The organism is Mesorhizobium sp. WSM4887, from assembly GCF_029625865.1.
Taxonomy (GTDB): domain Bacteria; phylum Pseudomonadota; class Alphaproteobacteria; order Rhizobiales; family Rhizobiaceae; genus Mesorhizobium.
In genome coordinates this window covers 87,282-106,699 of record NZ_JARTVP010000001.1, presented here as the reverse complement: position 1 = coordinate 106,699, position 19,418 = coordinate 87,282, and the positions used below count along the sequence as shown (strand labels likewise).

16 protein-coding genes and 1 pseudogene are annotated in these 19,418 nt (G+C 64.1%); 11 read left to right on the top strand and 6 right to left on the bottom strand.

Annotation, left to right across the window (positions count from 1 at the left end):
- The first annotated feature begins 25 nt into the window (after nucleotides 1–25).
- The 10 genes and pseudogenes from frr (at nucleotide 26) to lpxB (ending at nucleotide 10,492) form a co-directional block, all read left to right on the top strand.
- Nucleotides 26–580, top strand: coding sequence for a ribosome recycling factor (gene frr / locus P9230_RS00460; RefSeq protein ID WP_082953689.1), 555 nt, complete (start codon nucleotides 26–28; stop codon nucleotides 578–580).
- A gap of 20 nt (nucleotides 581–600) precedes the next feature.
- Nucleotides 601–1,332, top strand: a pseudogene (locus P9230_RS00455) (isoprenyl transferase); the annotation flags it as partial.
- Between the two features lie 10 nt (nucleotides 1,333–1,342).
- On the top strand, nucleotides 1,343–2,158 hold the full coding sequence (locus tag P9230_RS00450; RefSeq protein WP_095800762.1) for a phosphatidate cytidylyltransferase: 816 nt from the start codon (nucleotides 1,343–1,345) through the stop codon (nucleotides 2,156–2,158).
- A gap of 103 nt (nucleotides 2,159–2,261) precedes the next feature.
- Nucleotides 2,262–3,404, top strand: coding sequence for an RIP metalloprotease RseP (gene rseP / locus P9230_RS00445; protein ID WP_066992647.1), 1,143 nt, complete (start codon nucleotides 2,262–2,264; stop codon nucleotides 3,402–3,404).
- Between the two features lie 218 nt (nucleotides 3,405–3,622).
- On the top strand, nucleotides 3,623–5,992 hold the full coding sequence (gene bamA, locus P9230_RS00440) for an outer membrane protein assembly factor BamA (protein WP_278110832.1): 2,370 nt from the start codon (nucleotides 3,623–3,625) through the stop codon (nucleotides 5,990–5,992).
- Nucleotides 5,993–6,070: 78 nt separating this feature from the next.
- Nucleotides 6,071–7,126 carry a UDP-3-O-(3-hydroxymyristoyl)glucosamine N-acyltransferase gene (gene lpxD / locus P9230_RS00435; protein ID WP_095830055.1) on the top strand — a complete coding sequence of 352 codons (1,056 nt, stop codon included), beginning with the start codon at nucleotides 6,071–6,073 and terminating at the stop codon, nucleotides 7,124–7,126.
- Complete coding sequence (gene fabZ, locus P9230_RS00430; protein WP_278116946.1) at nucleotides 7,119–7,580, top strand: 3-hydroxyacyl-ACP dehydratase FabZ; 462 nt, start codon at nucleotides 7,119–7,121, stop codon at nucleotides 7,578–7,580. Before lpxD ends, fabZ begins: the two co-directional genes overlap by 8 nt.
- 15 nt (nucleotides 7,581–7,595) lie before the next feature.
- On the top strand, nucleotides 7,596–8,432 hold the full coding sequence (gene lpxA / locus P9230_RS00425) for an acyl-ACP--UDP-N-acetylglucosamine O-acyltransferase (RefSeq protein WP_067320155.1): 837 nt from the start codon (nucleotides 7,596–7,598) through the stop codon (nucleotides 8,430–8,432).
- Nucleotides 8,419–9,321 carry a UDP-2,3-diacylglucosamine diphosphatase LpxI gene (gene lpxI / locus P9230_RS00420; protein WP_095825457.1) on the top strand — a complete coding sequence of 301 codons (903 nt, stop codon included), beginning with the start codon at nucleotides 8,419–8,421 and terminating at the stop codon, nucleotides 9,319–9,321. Before lpxA ends, lpxI begins: the two co-directional genes overlap by 14 nt.
- Entirely contained in the window at nucleotides 9,311–10,492 is a 1,182-nt protein-coding gene (lpxB, locus tag P9230_RS00415) for a lipid-A-disaccharide synthase (RefSeq protein ID WP_278116945.1), read from the top strand. The genes lpxI and lpxB overlap by 11 nt, the downstream gene beginning before the upstream one ends.
- A gap of 87 nt (nucleotides 10,493–10,579) precedes the next feature.
- On the opposite strand, the gene gltA is transcribed toward lpxB, so the two are convergent.
- Nucleotides 10,580–11,908 carry a citrate synthase gene (gene gltA / locus P9230_RS00410; protein WP_278054171.1) on the bottom strand — a complete coding sequence of 443 codons (1,329 nt, stop codon included), beginning with the start codon at nucleotides 11,906–11,908 and terminating at the stop codon, nucleotides 10,580–10,582.
- Nucleotides 11,909–12,089: 181 nt separating this feature from the next.
- Nucleotides 12,090–13,514: a glutamate--tRNA ligase gene (gene gltX / locus P9230_RS00405; RefSeq protein WP_278116943.1), complete on the bottom strand. Its 1,425-nt coding sequence runs from the start codon at nucleotides 13,512–13,514 to the stop codon at nucleotides 12,090–12,092.
- 102 nt (nucleotides 13,515–13,616) lie between these two features.
- Between gltX and P9230_RS00400 the strand changes: the two genes are divergently transcribed.
- A complete protein-coding gene (locus tag P9230_RS00400; RefSeq protein WP_278116940.1) occupies nucleotides 13,617–16,079 on the top strand; it encodes a ComEC/Rec2 family competence protein in 2,463 nt (820 codons plus the stop codon).
- On the opposite strand, the gene lexA is transcribed toward P9230_RS00400, so the two are convergent.
- The 4 genes from lexA to trpC form a co-directional block, all read right to left on the bottom strand.
- Nucleotides 16,063–16,797 (bottom strand): transcriptional repressor LexA, encoded by a 735-nt coding sequence (lexA, locus tag P9230_RS00395; protein ID WP_066992799.1) that lies wholly within the window; start codon nucleotides 16,795–16,797, stop codon nucleotides 16,063–16,065. The genes P9230_RS00400 and lexA overlap by 17 nt on opposite strands.
- A 116-nt stretch (nucleotides 16,798–16,913) precedes the next feature.
- Entirely contained in the window at nucleotides 16,914–18,119 is a 1,206-nt protein-coding gene (gene glp / locus P9230_RS00390; protein ID WP_127216130.1) for a gephyrin-like molybdotransferase Glp, read from the bottom strand.
- 1 nt (nucleotide 18,120) lies between these two features.
- Complete coding sequence (gene moaC, locus P9230_RS00385; protein ID WP_095825377.1) at nucleotides 18,121–18,600, bottom strand: cyclic pyranopterin monophosphate synthase MoaC; 480 nt, start codon at nucleotides 18,598–18,600, stop codon at nucleotides 18,121–18,123.
- Nucleotides 18,601–18,602: 2 nt separating this feature from the next.
- A complete protein-coding gene (gene trpC, locus P9230_RS00380) occupies nucleotides 18,603–19,418 on the bottom strand; it encodes an indole-3-glycerol phosphate synthase TrpC (RefSeq protein ID WP_067320163.1) in 816 nt (271 codons plus the stop codon).

Sequence of the window (19,418 nt, the reverse complement as noted above, 5' to 3'; positions counted from 1 at the left end):
CGGCGAACGGGTCGAGGAGATGATCATGAGTGGCGAGTACGACGATCTCAAGCGGCGCATGGACGGGGCGATCGCGGCCTTCAAGCACGATCTCGCTTCGCTGCGCACCGGCCGCGCTTCCAGCAACCTGCTCGACGCCGTGCAGGTCCATGCCTATGGCACGACGATGCCCATCAATCAGGTGGCCAACGTCACGGTTCCGGAGCCGCGGATGATTTCGGTATCGGTTTGGGACAAATCGATGGTGAGCGCCGTCGACCGCGCTATCCGCGAGGCCAATCTTGGCTTCAATCCGATCGTCGACGGCACCAATCTGAGGATTCCTTTGCCCGAACTCAACGAGCAGCGCCGCAAGGAACTGGTCAAGATCTCGCACGGCTATGCGGAGAACGCCCGCGTCGCGGTTCGCCATGTCCGTCGCGACGGCATGGATTTCCTCAAAAAGGCGGAAAAGGACGGCACGATCAGCGAAGACGATCATCGCAAGCGCTCCGACCAGGTTCAGAAGCTGACCGATGAGATGATCAGCACCATCGATCACCTGCTTTCCGATAAGGAAGCTGAAATCATGCAGGTTTAGGGTCGGTTTCTCACCGGCTCGAAAGCGAGACCATGACAACCCCCGCGCATGTCGCGATCATCATGGACGGAAACGGACGCTGGGCCAAGGCGCGCGGCATGCCGAGGCTCGCCGGCCACCGCGCCGGCGTCGAAGCCTTGCGCAAGACGGTGCGCGCCGCGCCAGAGCTCGGCATCTCCTATCTGACGGTCTACGCCTTCTCCTCTGAAAACTGGTCGCGGCCGAAGTCCGAGGTCAGCGACCTGATGGGCCTCCTGAAGCTCTTCATCCGCCGGGATCTCGCCGAGCTGCACCAAAACGGCGTGCGGGTGAGGGTGATCGGCGACAGGGAAGGGCTGCAGCCGGACATCAGAGGCCTGCTGCAGGAGGCCGAATCGCTGACCGCGGGCAATGAGGCGCTGACCCTGGTCATCGCCTTCAACTATGGCGGGCGCGACGAGATCGTGCGCGCCGCGCGCAAGCTCGCCGATGCCGTGGCTCGCGGCGAAATGACAGGCGATGCCATCACGATGGAGAGCTTTGCCGGCTCGCTCGACACCGAGGGCATTCCCGATCCAGACCTCGTGATCCGCACCAGCGGCGAGCTCAGGCTGTCGAACTTCCTCTTGTGGCAGGCCGCCTACAGCGAGCTCGTCTTCCTGCCTTGCTACTGGCCGGACTTCAGCCGGGAGCACCTGGCCGACGCCCTGCGCGACTTTGCCGGCCGCGAACGCCGTTTCGGCGGGCTCGCCGCCCGCGACGTCGCCTTGTAGCGCGGCATCGATGAGCAATCTCCAGCAGCGTGTCATCTCGGCCATCGTGATGGCAGCCGCCACACTTGCGCTCACCTGGCTCGGCGGGCTGCCGTTCCGCCTGTTCTGTGCGGCGATCGCGGCGTTGATCTTCTACGAATGGACGCGCATGTCGCGCGCTGAGAACGGTGCGACGCTCGGCTTTCTGCCGGAAGTGCTGATTCTCGTCTTCATTGGTGCGCTGATCGCCGGTCTGCCGGCACTGTGGCTGCTGCTTCTGGTCGCATCCGTCACTGCTGTCGTCGCTGTCGCCGCGCGACTGCGGGGAGCAGCGCAGTGGGAGGCCTCGGGGCTGGCATACGCGTCGTTGTCCGGCTTGTCGCTCGCCTATCTGCGCGGGGACAGCCACTCAGGATTGATCGCCATCCTCTTCCTGTTCGCGGTCGTCTGGGCGACCGACATAGCGGCCTATTTCGTCGGCCGCAGGGTCGGCGGCCCGAAGCTTGCGCCATCAATCTCGCCCGGCAAAACGCAGAGCGGCGCGCTTGGCGGCGCTGTCGGCGGCATCGCTGCCGGATTGGTGCTGGCAATCGCGGCCGGGGCCGGCAATCTCACTATGCTTGGCCTCGTCGCCTTGGCGCTCTCGATCGTCTCGCAGATCGGCGATCTGTTCGAATCCTGGGTCAAGCGCCGGCACGGCTGCAAGGATTCGAGCAATCTCATTCCCGGCCATGGCGGCGTCATGGACAGGGTGGACGGGCTTGTCGCGGCTGCGTTCGCCCTGTACGTCATCGGTTGGATTGCGGCGGGCGCCGACCATCCGGCAATGGGGCTGTTTCCGAACTGACTGGCGTCGCCAATGGGCGAAAACGACGCGTGCCACGGATTCGCCCGGATTGATGCCACAGTCGCGGCGGACTGTCGCGCTGGGCGAATTTTGAGGGCATGACTTGAACGAGATTCTTCACGCGCTCTTCAGCACGCAAGGCTTTGTCCTCGGCACCCTTGTGCCGTTCCTGTTCGTGCTCACCGTCGTGGTGTTCGTGCATGAGATGGGCCACTACCTCATCGGCCGCTGGTGCGGCATCGGCGTCAAGGCTTTTGCCATCGGCTTCGGCCCGGAGCTCTTCGGTTTCAACGACCGCCACGGAACCCGCTGGAAGCTTTGCGCCATTCCGCTTGGCGGCTACGTGAAATTCGTCGGCGACATGAACGCGACATCGAGCCAGCCGAGCACCGAGGACCTCGAATCGCTGAGCGAGGCCGAGCGCGAGGTCGCCTTCCACACCCAGCCGATCTGGAAACGCGCGGCGACCGTCGTCGCCGGGCCGTTGTTCAATTTCCTGCTGACGATCGCCGTGTTCGCGGTGCTGTTTTCGCTCTATGGCCGCCCGGTGATGGAGCCGATGGTGGCCGAAGTCAGCGCCGGCAGCCCGGCGGCGCGGGCGGGCATTCAGCCCGGCGATCGATTCGTCAGAGTCGACGGCAACAAGGTGGAGACCTTCGCCGACGTTCAACGCCTGGTTTCGGGCCGCGCCGGCGACGCCATCACCTTCACCATGTTGCGCGACGGCAAGGAAATCACCGTCACCGCGACACCGGAACCGATGGAGCAGCAGGATGCGCTGGGCAACAAGGTCAAGGTCGCGATCATCGGCGTGGCCAACAATGCGGAGCTCGGGCAGCCGCGACTGGTCTCCTACACGCCCGCGGGCGCGCTGGCGGCGGCTGTCGAGGAAACCGGGCATGTGATCGAGCGCACCGGGCAATTTCTGCAACGTTTCGTCGTCGGGCGCGAGGACAAATGCCAACTCGGCGGCCCGATCAAGATCGCGAAAATGTCGGGTCAGGCGGCCAAACTCGGTTTCGAATGGCTGGTGCAGCTTGTTGCATTCCTGTCAGTCGGGATAGGGATTCTCAATCTGCTACCGATTCCCCCTCTCGACGGCGGCCACCTCTTGTTCTACGGCGTGGAGGCCGTCATAAGGCGGCCCGTGTCGGAGCGGATGATGGAGATGGCCTACCGGACCGGTCTCCTTCTGGTGCTCGGATTTATGGGCTTCGTTTTTTGGAATGATCTGTTTGGGTGCTGAAATCATGAAGGAATTTGGCTTCGGCCCCATCCATATTGAGACGCCGTTTACCATGCGTGGGGATATGCGTGACACGAAAGCCACGCAACAGGGTTAAGTAAATACAAATTAACCGGGAGCCTTGCGTGTAGGGGAAATCCGGTTAATACGGTAAGGGAAAATACCGCACGTCCGGTTTTCTCGCCGTGGGGACTACGAGAAAAAGGTACAAAAGCCCGATGAAGGCAGCATCCAAGTTTCTGAGCGCCGCGTCCGCGGCGGCTTTGTCCGCCGCCCTGGTTTTGCCAGGCGCGCTCGCAGTGCAGTTCGTTGCCACATCGGTAGCCGAAGCAGCAGTGGTCAGCAGGGTCGAGGTCAGCGGCAACCAGCGTGTCGATGCCGAAACCATCCGCAATTACATCGCGATCAAGCCCGGCAAGGCGTTTTCAAGTGCCGATATCGATAGCGCCGTGAAGGCGCTGTTCGGCACCGGGCTGTTCTCGGACGTCCAGATCAATCAGGTCGGCTCGACCCTGGTCGTCAAGGTTTCCGAATACAAGGTCGTCAACCAGGTCCTGTTCCAGGGCAACAAGAAGCTCAAGGACAACGCGCTCCAGGCCGCTGTCCAGCTGAAGCCGCGCGCGACCTTCTCGCAGCAGGCGCTCGACGCCGACGTCGAGGCGGTCAAGGCTGCCTATCGGCGTATCGGCCGCGACGACGCCGCCGTGACCACTCAGATCATGGACCTCGGCGACAATCGCGTGAACGTGGTCTTCAACATTAACGAAGGCGCGCGCACGCAGATCGCGGCGGTCAATTTCGTCGGCAACAGCGCTTTTTCCAGCCGTCGCCTGTCGGACGTCATCAACACCAAGCGTTCGTCCTGGCTTTCATTCGTGCTGCGCGACGACGTCTATGACGAGGACAAGCTGCGCGCCGACCAGGAGTTGCTGCGCCGCTTCTACTACAATCACGGCTACGCCGACTTCCAGGTCGTTTCGGCCGTCGGCGAGTTGGATGAAGCCACCAACAAATACACGGTCACGATCACCGTGCAGGAGGGCGAGCGCTACAACTTCGGCGACATCAGCGTCGAGAGCACGATTCCCGAGGTCGACTCAAAGTCGCTGGAATCGGTGGTCCAGACGCACAAGGGCGATGTCTACAACGCCAAGGACGTCGAGGACACGATTGTTGCGCTCACCGAAAAGGTCGCCGGCTCAGGCTATGCGTTTGCCCAGGTGACGCCGCGCGGCGACCGCAATTTCGAGAATCATACGATCTCGGTCGTCTACACCATCGACCAAGGCACCAAGGCTTATATCGAGCGTATCGAAATCCGCGGCAACGACCGCACGCGCGACTACGTCATCCGGCGCGAATTCGATGTCAGCGAAGGCGACGCCTTCAACCAGGTGCTTATCCAGCGCGCGAAGAAGCGCCTGGAAGCTCTCGATTATTTTCAAAAAGTCGACATCTCGACCGTCCCCGGGTCCGCTCCGGACCAAGTCGTCCTGGTGGTCGATGTGGTCGAGAAGTCGACCGGTGAGTTCTCGGTCGGCGCCGGCTATTCGACCGGCGGCGACACGCCGGGTCCGTCCGTCGAAGGCTCGATCACCGAGCGCAACTTCCTCGGCCGCGGCCAGTACATCAAGCTGTCGGCCGGCGGCGGCAAGAACTCGCGCGACTATGCGATCTCCTTCACCGAGCCTTATTTTCTCGGCCGGCGCATCGCGGCGGGCTTCGACATCTACAAGTCGACCCGCGAGTACAACCACTACGATACGGACGTCACGGGCGCGACCATTCGCTTCGGCCTGCCGATCACCGACAGCATCTCGACGCAGCTGGCGTATAATATCTCGCAGGAGAAGTATTCGATCGCCGATGGCTGCTTGACCAGCGGCGTCTACGATCCGTCCAAGTGCACGATCTCCCAGGCCATCCGCGACGGCGTCGCCGAGAGCCCATGGACCAAGTCGTCGGTTAGCCTCGGTCTGGTTTACAATACCATCGACGACATGAAGAACCCGCACGAGGGTCTTTACGTCACAGGCACAACCGAAGTCGCCGGTCTCGGCGGTGACGCCAAATGGGTGAAGTTGACCGGGCGAGCAAGCGTCTATCAGACCTTGTCCGAGCAGTTGGACCTGGTCGGCTTGGTGTCGGGCGGCGCTGGCTATATCGCGGGCTACGGCAATGGCGATCTGCGCATCTTCGACCACTTCCAGAGCAACGATCGCATGATCCGCGGTTTCGCGTATGGCGGTATTGGCCCGATTGCCAGCGATACCAGCGGCGACCATCTCGGCGGCACGACCTATTTCAATGCGTCGGCGGAAGCCCAGTTCCCGCTGCCGGCTGTTCCGGAAAGCTTCGGTCTGCGCGGCGCTGTCTTTGCCGATGCGGCAACGCTTTACGGCAGCAAGCTCGATCCTGCTTTGATCAAGCCGGGATCGGCTGACATGCATCTGCGCGCTTCGGTCGGTGTCGGCCTGATGTGGGCTTCGCCGTTCGGCCCGATCCGCATCGATTATGCGATTCCGGTCGAGAAGCAGCCGGGCGACGACGTGCAGGAATTCAACTTCGGCATAGCGACCCGTTTCTAATCCGCGGGTTACGATGTTTCCGGGTCGTGTGATGGCCCGGAATCGACTGATCCGACCTAGCTGGATAATGTTTGTGGAATGACCGATCCGGTGTTCTTCGCGCCTTCACGCCGGTATACGGCTGGCGAGGTCGCGAATCTGACCGGCGCCAATCTTATTGATTCCTCGCAGGCCGACATCGCCATCGACGCGCTGGCGCCCGCCAATGAGGGTGGCGACGGTGCGCTCGTCTTTGTCGACGGCAAGCGCAATTTCGCCTTGATGCATTCGCTCAAGGCGGCTGCCGTTCTCTGTCCTGCCGACTTCGCCAACAGGGCGCCGCAGGGGATTGCGGTGCTGGCGCATCCGCGCCCGCAGCAGGCCTTCGCCATGGTGGGGCGGCTGCTCTTTCCGCAGGCCGCCACGCCCGGGCCGATGACCGGCGAAACCGGCATTTCGCCGCAAGCGCATATCGACCCGTCCGCGCATGTCGAAGCCGGTGCGATCGTGGAGGCAGGTGCCGTGATCGGTCCCGGCGCTGCCATCGGGAGCGGCACGGTCATTGCGCCCCATGCCGTCATTGGCCGCTCATGCAAGATAGGTCGTGATGGCTATGTCGGTCCGGGCGCCAGCATCCAGTATGCGCTGATCGGCAACCGCGTCATCATTCATGGCGGTGCAAGGATCGGTCAGGACGGGTTCGGCTTCGTGGCCGGCGCCAAGGGACCTGAGCGCGTGCCGCAGATCGGCCGCGTCATCATCCAGGACGACGTCGAGATCGGCTCCAACTCGACCGTCGATCGCGGTGCGATGTCCGACACGATCATCGGACAAGGTACCAAGATCGACAATCTGGTGCAGATCGCCCACAATGTTCGTATCGGCCGCAATTGCATTATAGCCGGGCTTTCGGGTATTTCCGGTTCCGTCGTCGTCGGCGACAACGTCACCATGGGTGGCGGCGTCGGCCTCGCCGATCATTTGACCATCGGTCCCGGGGCCAAGCTTGCTGCGAGAAGTGGATTCATGAGCAACGTGCCGGCGGGCGAGGTCTGGGGAGGCTATCCGGCGCAGCCAATGGCGGAAGCCATGCGTGAGATCGCGATGCTGCGCAGGCTGGCCAGGACGCGCAAGCAGGGCGACGGAAATGGCTGACACGATTGCGACGACACTTGAGGCGGTCGACATAATGGGGCTGATGAAGCTCCTGCCGCACCGTTATCCGTTTCTGCTGATCGACCGCATCGTCGAAATCGACGGCGACGACTCCGCGGTCGGCATCAAGAACGTGACTATCAACGAACCGCATTTCCAGGGCCATTTCCCGCAGCAGCCGGTCATGCCGGGCGTGCTCATCATCGAGGCCATGGCCCAGACCGCCGGCGCGATCTGCATTCGCAGCCTCAATGCGGAAAAGCCGTCGCTGGTTTATTTCATGACCATCGACAACGCGAAGTTCCGCAAGCCGGTCGTCCCCGGCGATCAGCTCAGGATCCACGTCAAGAAGATCAAGAAGCGCGGCAACCTGCTGAAATTTGCCTGCGAGGCGATGGTGGATGGCGCAAAGGCCGCCGAAGCCGAAGTTTCGGCTATGATGGTCACCGGCTGACGGTTTCTAATGCTCATGAAAGTTCAGACATCAATCCACCCTTCCTCGGTCGTCGAAGAAGGCGCCCAGCTCGGCGAAGGTGTGCGTATCGGACCCTTCTGCCATGTCGGCGCCGATGCCGTCATCGGCGATCGCGTCGAGCTGGTCAGCCATGTCTCGGTGATGGGCGCGACCACCGTCGGCGGCTCGACCAAGGTCTATCCAATGTCGACGCTCGGGGCGCCGCCGCAGAACACCAAGCACAAGGGCGGGCGCACGACGCTGGTCATCGGCGGAAATTGCACCATCCGCGAAGGCGTCACCATGCATGTCGGCACCGATTCCAGCCGCGGCGAGACGGCGATCGGCGACAATGGCAATTTCCTGGCCTATGCCCACATTGCCCATGACTGCGTCGTCGGCAAGAATGCCACCTTCGCCAATGGGGCGACGCTCGGCGGGCATTGCGAGATCGGCGACAATGTCTATATCGGCGGCCTGACCGCCGTGCATCAGTTTGTCCGCGTCGGCGACAACGCCTTTATCGGCGGCTGCTCGGCGGTCGTCGGCGACGTCATTCCCTATGCGATCGCCGTCGGCAATCGCGCCAAGCTGCGCGGTCTCAACGTCATCGGCCTGAAGCGCTCCGGCCTGCCGCGCGCCGAAATCTACATGCTGCGAAGGGCTTACAGGGCGATTTTCGACCACTCCCGCACGGTCGGGGAGAATGTCGAGATCGCCAAGGCGGAGTTCGCCTCGTCACCGACGGCCATGAAGATGATCGACTTCATCACCAGTCGCGGCAAGCGGCATTATGCCGTCCCGCCGCTGAAGGGCGGTGGCGGCGATGACGATGGCGATGACGAGGGCTGAGCCCGCCGGGTCAGGGCTTGCACTCGCGCCGGGCTCCAGGGTCGGCATCATCGCCGGTGGCGGCAGCCTGCCGGTCGAAGTGGCGGAAGGTCTGGTCAGACAGGGACATTCGCCTTTCATCATCCTAGCCGAGGGCGAGGTGGATCGCGAAGCGGACTTTGCCGCCTACGAGCAGGCGACGCTTGCGCTCGAAGACATCGGCTTCCTGCTTCCCTTGCTGAAGCGCGAAGGCATTAGCCACCTGGTTCTTGCCGGCGAGATCAAGCGCAGGCCGCGGCTTGCGAAGATACGTCCAACGCTCAGTCTGCTGACGATAATCCCCTCCGTGGCAATGGCGCTGGCCCGCGGCGACGACGGGCTTCTGAAGGTTCTGACGCGCGGGCTGGAAAGGCGCGGTATCACCGTGGTCGGAGCGCATGAGATCGTTCCAGATCTCGCTGCCGGCGAGGGCATGCTGACCAAGGCGGGACCAAAGCAATCGGACTGGCGCGATATCGAGGCGGGCCGCGCGGCGGCCAAGGCAATCGGCGAGCTCGACATCGGCCAGGCGGCGATTGCAATTGGGGGGCGGGTTATCGCGTTGGAAGGCATCGAAGGCACTAAGGGCCTGCTCGAGAGGACGCGCGAATTGCGCGGGCACGGCAGGCTCGCCGGCAAGACGCGCGGCGTACTCGTCAAATGCGCCAAGCCAGGGCAGGAGCTGCGCGCCGACCTGCCCTCGATAGGCCCGCAGACGGTCGAGGCCGCACACGCGGCCGGCCTTGCCGGCATCGCCGTCGAAGCCGGCCGCTCGCTCATTCTCGAAAGCCCGGTGACTCTCGCGCGGGCCGATGCGCTTGGCTTGTTCATCGTCGGATTTACCGCGACGGAGCCGACCGATGGCCAGTGAGAGGCCGCTCAAGATCGCCATCGTCGCGGGCGAGGAATCGGGCGACTTGCTCGGCGCCGACATCGTGCGTGCGCTCGAGAAGACCACCGGCCGTAAGATCCGGCTCGTCGGCATCGGCGGCCGGCATCTGCAGGAACTGGGGCTGACACCGCTCTTCGACGGCAGCGAGATCGCGCTGATGGGCTTCAGCGCCGTCTTGCGCGACCTGCCGCGGCTGATGCGCCGGATCAGCCAAACAGCCGGCACCATCGCGGCGGAGCGGCCGGATTGCCTGATCACCATCGACAGCCCTGATTTTTCGCTGCGGGTCGCCAAAAGGGTCCGCGCCGCCGCGCCCGCCATCCCGATCGTCCATTATGTCTGCCCGAGCGTGTGGGCATGGCGGCCGGACAGGGCGGCGGCGATGAAGCCCTATGTCGATCACATCCTCTGCATCCTGCCCTTCGAAGTGAAGGCGCTCACCCGACTTGGTGGGCCGCCCGGCACCTATGTCGGCCACCGGCTGACCCAGGATCCCGGCGTGCTTGGCGCCGCCAAGGCGCAGAGCTTGCCGCGGGACCTGTCGGAGGATCGCGTGAAGACGCTGCTCGTGCTGCCCGGCTCGCGCCGCGGCGAGGTGCGCCGGCTGATCGAGCCGTTCGGCAAGGCGATATCGGTCTTGCATCAGCGCGGTCACCGCTTGCGGCTGATGCTGCCGACGGTGCCGCATGTCGCCGACCTGGTGAAGGCGTCCGTCACGCGGTGGGACGAGAAGCCAGAGATCATCACCGATCCGGAGCGCAAATGGTTGGCTTTCGGCAAGGCCGACGCGGCTCTGATCGCCTCCGGAACAGTTTCGCTCGAGCTTGCGCTTTGCGGTGTTCCAATGGTCTCCAGCTACAAGCTCGATTCGATCGCGAGGCAGCTGCTGCAGCATCTGGTGACGACCTGGTCGGCGCTGCTGCCCAATTTGATCGCCGATCGCGCGCTGGTGCCGGAGTTCTACGATCAGTATGTCAGGCCGGAGAACCTGGCGCGTCAGCTGGAAGCCCTGTTTGCCGACACCGGCATGCGCGCGTGGCAGCGGGCAGGTTTCGCGGAAATCGCCAGGCGCATGGCGACCGACAGACCGTCGGGCGAGATTGCTGCCGAGGTGGTGCTGGGGTGCATCAAGAAAGCGAATAGGGAGTAGCGAATAGCGAATAGCGAGTACGCTGGCGCCACTCAGTGCCGCCAGTTCTTTCCCTATTCGCTACTCGCTATTTCGCTATTCGCTCAATCACCGCTTCGCAATCGGCACGTAATCGCGCTCCGTAGCGCCGGTGTAGAGCTGGCGCGGGCGGCCGATCTTCTGGTGCGGGTCTTCGATCATTTCCTTCCACTGCGCGATCCAGCCGACGGTGCGGGCGACCGCGAACAGCACGGTGAACATGGTGGTGGGGAAGCCCAGCGCCTTCAGCGTGATGCCCGAATAGAAGTCGACGTTCGGATAGAGCTTCTTCTCGATGAAATACTCGTCGGTCAGCGCGATCTTCTCCAGCTCCATGGCGATGTCGAGCAGCGGATCATCCTTGATGCCGAGCTCGCCCAGCACCTCATGCGCTGTCTTCTGCATGATCTTGGCGCGCGGATCGTAGTTCTTGTAGACGCGATGGCCGAAGCCCATCAGGCGGAACGGATCGTTCTTGTCCTTGGCGCGGGCGATGAATTCCGGGATGTGGTCGACATGGCCGATCTCGCCCAGCATGTTGAGAGCCGCCTCGTTGGCGCCGCCATGCGCGGGGCCCCAGAGGCAGGCAATGCCGGCCGCGATGCAGGCGAACGGATTGGCGCCCGAAGAGCCAGCGAGACGAACCGTCGAGGTCGACGCGTTCTGCTCGTGATCGGCGTGCAGGATGAAAATGCGCTCCATGGCGCGCGCCAGCACCGGGTTGATCTTGTACTCCTCGCACGGCACGGCAAAGCACATATGCAGGAAGTTCGCCGCGAAGCCGAGATCGTTCTTCGGGTAAATGAAGGGCTGGCCGATGTGGTATTTATAGGCCATCGCCGCGATCGTCGGCATCTTGGCGATCAGCCGCATGGAGGCGACCATGCGCTGGTATGGGTCCGAGATGTCGGTAGAGTCGTGGTAGAAGGCCGACAGCGCGCCGACCACGCCGCACATGACGGCCATCGGATGGGCGTCGCGGCGGAAGCCGGTGAAGAAGCGCGACATCTGCTCATGCACCATGGTGTGGCGCGTAACGCGATAGTCGAAGTCGTCCTTCTGCGCCTTGGTCGGCAATTCGCCGTAGAGCAGTAGATAGCAGACCTCGAGGAAGTCGCCGTGCTCGGCGAGCTGGTCGATCGGGTAGCCGCGATGCAGCAGGATGCCGGCGTCGCCGTCGATGAAGGTGATCGCCGACTCGCAGCTTGCCGTCGAGGTGAAACCGGGATCGTAGGTGAAGGCCCCGGTGGTGCTGTACAGCGCGCCGATGTCGATCACGTCGGGCCCGGTCGAGCCGCTTCGCACCTTGAATTCATGCGTCTTGCCGGCGAACTCGAGCCTTGCGGTCGACTCACGCGCCTTGCCGCCCGATTCCAGTTTTGTCGCAGCTTCGCTCATTGCAAACTCCTTTATGTTTTCTCATGCCGGCAAGGCAATTCCTGCAAACGACACGTCGAAATCACCGGAATGCGCGAACTTGCCACCGCATTTTAGGAGGTGCGTGCCAGATTGGGCCAAGGCCTAATGTTGCACTGCGAAACACACCTTTCAATGCCAATCTTCTTGGGCCAGTTCGCTCCTAATCGATTTGATCCGCAACCCGCGCCAGGCTCTCCTCACGGCCGAGCACGGCGAGTACATCGAACACGCCGGGCGAGGTGCTGCGGCCGGTGAGCGCGGCTCTCAGCGGTTGGGCCACGGCGCCGAGCTTATGGCCGCCGGCCTGCGCAAAGTCGCGAATAGCGGCTTCCGCGGTTGCGGCGCTCCATTCGCTGGAGATCGCGGCGAGCGCGGCATGGGTACCGCGCAAAATGGCGCGGGCGTCGCTGCCAAGCAACCCCGCAGCCCTTTCGTCGAGCTGCAGGGGCCGCTCGGCGAACAGGAAGCCGGCTCCATCGACGAGCTCGACCAACGTCTTTGCCCGCTCCTTGAGGCCCGGCATGGCAGCAAGCAGCTGTGCCTGGCGCCTGTCGTCGAGCTTGGCCGCAAGCGCCGGGCCACCCTCGAGATAGGGCAGGGTGGCTACGAGAATATCAAATAGCGCCTTGTCGTCCATCTTGCGCATATGGACGCCGTTCAGCGCCTCGAGCTTGGCGAAGTCGAACCGGGCGGCGCCCTTGTTGACGTCGGCGATGTCGAACCAAGAGATCATATCCTTGATCGACATCACCTCGTCGTCGCCGTGGCTCCAGCCGAGCCTGGCCAGATAGTTGAGCAGGGCCTCCGGCAGATAGCCCATGGCGCGATAAGCCTCGACGCCGAGCGCGCCGTGGCGCTTCGACAGCTTGGCGCCGTCGGCACCATGGATCAGCGGGATGTGCGACATCGACGGCGCGGTCCAGCCCATGGCGTTGTAGATTACGGTCTGGCGCGCGGCGTTGGTCAGGTGATCGTCGCCGCGGATGATGTGGGTGACGCCCATATCGTGATCGTCGACGACGACGGCATGCATGTAGGTCGGGTTGCCGTCCGAGCGCAGGATGATGAAGTCGTCGAGGTCCTTGTTCGGGAATCGCACCTCGCCCTGCACGCGGTCGTGCACGACGGTCTCTCCTTCGGTCGGCGCCTTGATGCGGATGGCGCCCTTGACGCCGGGAGGCGCCTCGGAGGGCCCGCGGTCGCGCCACTGGCCATTGTAGCGCGGCGGCAGCCCCTTGGCCCGCGCCGCCTCGCGCATCGCCTCCAGCTCGGCAGGCGTTTCATAGCTGTAATAAGCCTTGCCCAGCCGTACGAGCCCCTCTGCCACCTCACGGTGGCGCGGCGCGCGCTCGAACTGCGACACGGCCTCGCCGTCCCATGAGAGGCCGAGCCAGGTCAGCCCGTCCAGGATAGCGGCCGTCGCCGCTTCGGTGGAGCGCTCGCGGTCGGTGTCCTCGATGCGCAGCAGCATCGTGCCGCCGGTGTGCCTGGCGTAGAGCCAGTTGAACAGCGCCGTGCGCGCCCCGCCGATGTGCAAATAGCCGGTGGGCGAGGGGGCAAAGCGGGTGACGACCTTGTCGGACATGGAACTCTCGGAAGAAGCTCTGAAGCGGGCATGATTGCGCGGACTTTCGCGCGGTGGGCGTTCATGTAGCATAGGAGGTCTGGGGCGCAAGGGGCAGACCCGATGGCTGGACGTGGCCGGGGTGCGGAGGAGGGCGAGGAGACGGCGGCTGGCGTGAGCGAGCGCCTGCTGTTTGCCGACACAATACCTGCAGAGGCAGTACCGGTTTTGGTTCCCGTACCGCGTCCGGCCACCGAGATTTTGCCGCCGGACGGCGATGCTTCGCTACAAGCTCCTCCGCCGGCGGCCATCGACTTAATCCGCAGGCGGTTCCGCCGTGCCTCGTTTTCCGTGTTTCGCCGGGGTGTGGCCGAGGCAGCCTCAACCGAGCTCGACCGCGGCATCGGCTTCCTGCTGGTGCCGGTGTTCCTGGCCGCCGGCGTGATACTCTATTATTCCTTGAGCGCCGAGCCGGATCTTTACAGACCGCTGGCGGCGGTGGCGCTGATGGCTCTATGCGCGGCGGTTTCGCGCCCCTGGCTGAAGACACACCTGGTCTTTATGGCGGCGCTGTTTTGCGCGCTGGGCTTCGTCGCCGCGAAGGTCGAGACCTGGCGCGCCGCTACACCGATGCTCGGCTCCGAAATCCAGACGCGGCTGACAGGCCGCGTCGTCATCGCCGAGGAAATGGCCAATGGCCGCGTCAGGCTGACCATCGATCTCGTCTCGACCGCGCATCCAAAGCTGCGCTACGCACCGGATCGCGTCAGGGTCTCGGCACGCAGGATCCCGGCCGGCATGAAGGCCGGATCGCTGGTGACGGGTTACGCGCGGCTCCTGCCGCCGACAGGGCCGGTCCGTCCGGAAAGTTATGATTTTTCCTTCGACAGCTATTTTTCCGGCATCGGCGGCAGCGGATTTTTCCTCGGCGACCCGAAACTCATTCCGCCAACCGACCCGATCGGCCAGACGAGCATCGCCTCGGCCATCGAGAACGCGCGCGAAAATATTGCCGACCACATCAGAAGCACCGTCGGCGGACCCGAAGGCGAGATTGCCGCCGCACTGATCGTCGGCGTGCGCGCCGGCATTCCCGAGGACATCAACGAGGCGATGCGGCGGACCGGCATCTATCACATCATCTCGATTTCGGGCCTGCACATGGCGCTGGTCGCCGGCACGGTCATGCTTCTGCTGCGCGGCGCCTTTGCGCTGTTCCCGGATTTTTCGTCACGCCGGCCGGTGAAGAAATATGCCGCGGCAATCGCGCTTATGTCGATCGCCGCCTACCTCGTCATCTCCGGCGTGGTGGTCGCCGCCGAGCGAAGCTTCATCATGCTGGCCGTCATGCTGATCGCCGTGCTTTTCGACCGCGCCGCGCTGACGATGCGCAACTTGGCGATCTCGGCCATCGCCGTCATCCTGGTGTCGCCGCATGAAGTGGTTGGCCCGAGCTTTCAGATGTCGTTCGCGGCAACCGCCGCCCTTGTCGGCGCCTATGCCGGCTGGTCCGACTACCGCGCCGGCAAGGTGAGAGCGCCGCCGGCAAAGCGTTCGTTCCTGCGGTTCATGTCGCACAAACTGGCAGTCGGAGCAGGTGGCGCCGCGATGACGTCGATCATTGCCGGAAGTGCCACGGCGCTGTTTGCCATCTGGCATTTCCAGCGCGTCTCGCCGCTTAGCCTGCTGGCCAATCTCGCGATCATGCCGATCGTCACGATCGTGATGTTTCTCGCCGTCGCCAGCGCGGTCATGATGCCGTTCGGCTTCGACGGGCCCTTCCTCTATTTGATGGGCAAGGGCCTGGCGGCGATGATCGCGATCTCGGCGTGGATTTCGGAGTGGTCGCCGGTCGATGCCGTGGGCCTGATCTCGATCCATTCGGTGCTGCTGGCGACGATCGCGCTCGTCATCGCCACGATGGCGACTACGTGGCTCAGGCTGGCCGCGATTCCTTTCGCTGCCGCGGCCGTCATGATGATCCCGCAGGTGCGCACGCCCGACCTGCTGATCTCGGAGGACGCGCATCTGGTGGCGATGCCGATCGGCGGCGGCGAACTCGCCATCAATCGTGCCCGCTCGAACGAGTTCACCACCGATAACTGGAAACGCGCGCTCAAGGCCGAAACGATCGTGCCGCCGGAGACATTCGCCAAGGGCACGCTGGACATAGCCGATCCCGTCGACCTGCCGCCTGGATCGCCCTTTTACTGCACGGGCGATCTCTGCATTGGCCGGCATCCATCAGGCGCGATCGTCGCGCTCGCCGAAAAACGCGAAGCTGCCCGGCCTGCCTGCGACTTCGCAGACCTCATCGTCATCAACGACGCCACGGCCTACAATCCCTGCCGCGATCCGCGTGTCCTCGTTGTCACCAAGCGGCAGCTCGCGCGCGACGGCAGTGCCGCCGTCTTCTTCGATCCGCAATCGGCGACGGCGCGAGCAACCATTCAATACGCCGTCGAAAAACCGTACCGCCCTTGGCACGAACAGCGGCGCTACTCGCGTGAGGCGAGGGGGTTGGCGCCTTACAAGAAGCCCGAGAAGCCGAAAGCCAAGCCGCAGCCCCTCAGTAGCGGCGGATGAGCCCGACGAGCTTGCCCTGAACCTTGACGCGATCGGGACCGAAGATGCGCGTCTCATAGGCCGGATTGGCAGCCTCGAGCGCGATGGAGGCGCCCTTGCGGCGGAAGCGCTTCAGCGTCGCCTCCTCGTCATCGACCAGCGCCACGACGATCTCCCCGGGGCTCGCAGTGCTGGCGTTGCGGATGATGACCGTGTCGCCGTCGAAGATGCCGGCCTCGATCATCGAATCGCCTTTGACCTCGAGCGCGTAGTGCTCGCCGCCCGCGATCATGTCCGGCGGCACTGTGATCGAATGCGTCTGGTGCTGGATGGCGTCGATCGGCACGCCGGCGGCAATGCGACCCATCACCGGGATGGAGACGGCTGAAACGGCGTCGTCGTCATTGCTGGGCGTCGGCGTGCGGGCGGGCGCCGCGGGTTTGATCTGGCGGCCGAGATTGCCTTGGCCGCCCTGGATGACGCTCGGCGAGAATTTCTTCGCCGCATTGAGGCCGGGCGCGATCGAGTCAGGTAGGCGCAGCACTTCAAGAGCACGCGCCCGGTTCGGAAGCCGGCGAATGAAACCGCGCTCCTCCAGCGCCGTGATCAGGCGGTGGATGCCCGATTTCGAGGCAAGGTCGAGCGCTTCCTTCATCTCATCGAAAGACGGCGGAATGCCGCTTTCCTTGAGCCGTTCATGGATGAACATCAGCAGTTCATGTTGTTTGCGCGTCAGCATGGCGGCCCCCATGGGTTCTGAAACCAGAATCAGAAAAACAAACCCAGAACAAACACTATCTGTTCCAGTTGTGTTCCGCAACCGTTTAAAGTTTAGTGAATGTGTTGACGTTTTGTTCAGCGTAACATCAGAACGGTGCATTCCTCGCCGGCTTCAGCCGCCGGTGCGAAGGGTTGGCGCACGATCAGGCCATTGGCATCGGCGAGCATCCTCAACATCGAGGAATCCTGGATGCCGAACGGTGTTGCGATCAACCCCCCCGCATCTTCGCGGACCACGGCGCGGACATAGTCCTGCCTGAGATCGTTGGCGTGCATTGCGACGCCTAACCGGGCCGTGCGGATTTCCTGACGGCAGGACCGGCCGCCCAGCCGCGCCAGAAGCGGCTTCAGGAACAGCTGCGAGCAGACCAGGCTTGCGACCGGATTGCCGGGCAGGCCGATGCAGCGAATGTCGCCGAGCCGGCCAAACATCAGCGGCTTGCCGGGACGCATGGCGATCTTCCAGAAGTCGAGCTGCATGCCTTCGCCGGTCAGCACGTCATGGATCAAGTCGTGGTCGCCGACGGAGGCGCCGCCAAGCGTGACGATGACGTCGGCGCCGGCCTTGACCGCCTTCTTGACCAGGGCCGCGATCGCGTCCTTGCGGTCGGCGGCAATGCCGAGGTCGAGCGCGCGCGCGCCGACCGACTGGGCCGTAGCTGTGACGCCACAGGTATTCGACGAGATGATCTGGTCGGGGCCGAGCGCGCTGCCCGGCGGCAGCAATTCATCGCCGGTGGCGATGATGGCGAGCAGCGGCTGCCGCACCACGTTGAGACTCGGATGGTTGGCCGATGCCGCCAGCGAAAGCGCCGCCGGATCGAGCTGGCGGCCTTTTTCGAGGAGCAGGTCGCCCTCGCAGAAGTCGAGGCCGCGGCGACGGACGTTTCGTCCCTCCACGGTCGGCTCGGTCACTTCGATGCCGCCGCCGCCGAGATCGCGGACATTCTCCTGGATAACGATGGTATCGGCGCCTTCGGGGAGCGGCGCGCCGGTGAAGATGCGCACGGCCTCGCCCTTGCCGACAGAGCCGGTGAAGCCACGCCCGGCGGGCGCCATGCCGATCACGGAGAGCCGCGCCGGCGCCGAGGCTACGTCGGCGGCCCGCACGGCATAGCCGTCCATCGCCGACGCATTGAAGGGCGGCTGGGTGCGCAGAGCCACCACGGGGTCGGCCAGCACCCGGCCGGACGCGTCGGCCAGCGGCACGCTTTCGCCTGGCAGCGCGGTCGCGCCGTCCAACAGGCGTTGGAGCGCCTCGGCGACCGGAAGCAAAGCCATGCTAAGGACCTACCTTGTAGTCGCCCGACTTGCCGCCGGTTTTCTCGACCAGCCTGATGCCGGAAATCGCCATGGCGCGGTCCGCTGCCTTGGCCATGTCGTAGATGGTGAGGCAGGCAACCGACGCCGCGGTCAGCGCCTCCATTTCGACCCCGGTCTTGCCGGTAACCCTGGCAAGCGCGGTGACCCTCAGGCCGGGAAGCGCGCGATCGGGCTCGATCTCGACGGCAACCTTGGTGAGAAGGAGGGGATGGCAAAGCGGGATGAGCTCATGCGTCTTCTTGGCCGCCATGATGCCGGCGAGGCGCGCCGTGCCAAGCACGTCGCCTTTCTTGGCGTCGCCGGCCAGGATCATCTCCAGCGTTTCCGGCTGCATGGTGACATACCCTTCGGCGATGGCCGTGCGCGTCGTCTCGGCCTTGCCGCCGACATCGACCATGTTGGCTTCGCCCTTGGCGCCGAGATGCGTAAGCGCGGGCATCCTCAAACGGCCTCGGCCGGCGCCTTGCCCGTCAGCAGAAGGGCGGTCGCGGCGGCCACGTCGGCCTGCCGCATCAGGCTTTCGCCAACGAGGAAGGTGCCGATCTTGCTCTTTTCCAGCCGGCGGCAGTCCTGATGGGTGAAGATGCCGCTCTCGCTGACCAGCAGCCGGTCGTCCGGGACCATGGCGGCAAGCCTCTCGGAAACGTCGAGGCTGGTTTCGAAGGTTCTCAAATCGCGGTTGTTGATGCCGATCAGCCGCGACGAGAGGCGAAGCGCGCGTTCCATCTCCTGTTCGTCATGCACCTCGACCAGCGCGTCCATGCCGAGATCGAAGGCCGTGACTTCCAATTCACTGGCCAAGGCGTCGTCGACGCTCGCCATGATGATGAGGATCGCGTCCGCGCCCCAGGCGCGGGCTTCATGAACCTGATACGGGTCGAAGAGGAAATCCTTGCGCAGGGCGGGCAGGCCAACGGCGGCGCGCGCTGCGGTCAGAAAGCCGGGCGCGCCCTGGAAGGACGGTGCGTCGGTCAGCACCGAAAGACAGGCAGCACCGCCTTGCTGATAGGCCCTGGCGAGCGCCGGCGGGTCGAAGTCGGCGCGGATCAAGCCCCTGGAAGGGCTGGCCTTCTTGATCTCCGCAATCAGCGCGAAGCCGCCGGCCTTCCGCTTGGCCTCAAGCGCCGCAAGGAAGCTGCGCGGGGGTTCCGCATCCTTGGCCTTCGCCTTGACCTCGGCAAGCGGCGCGCTGAGCTTTGCGGCGGCGATCTCATCGCGCTTGTAGGCTTCTATCTTGCGCAGGATATCGGACAAAAT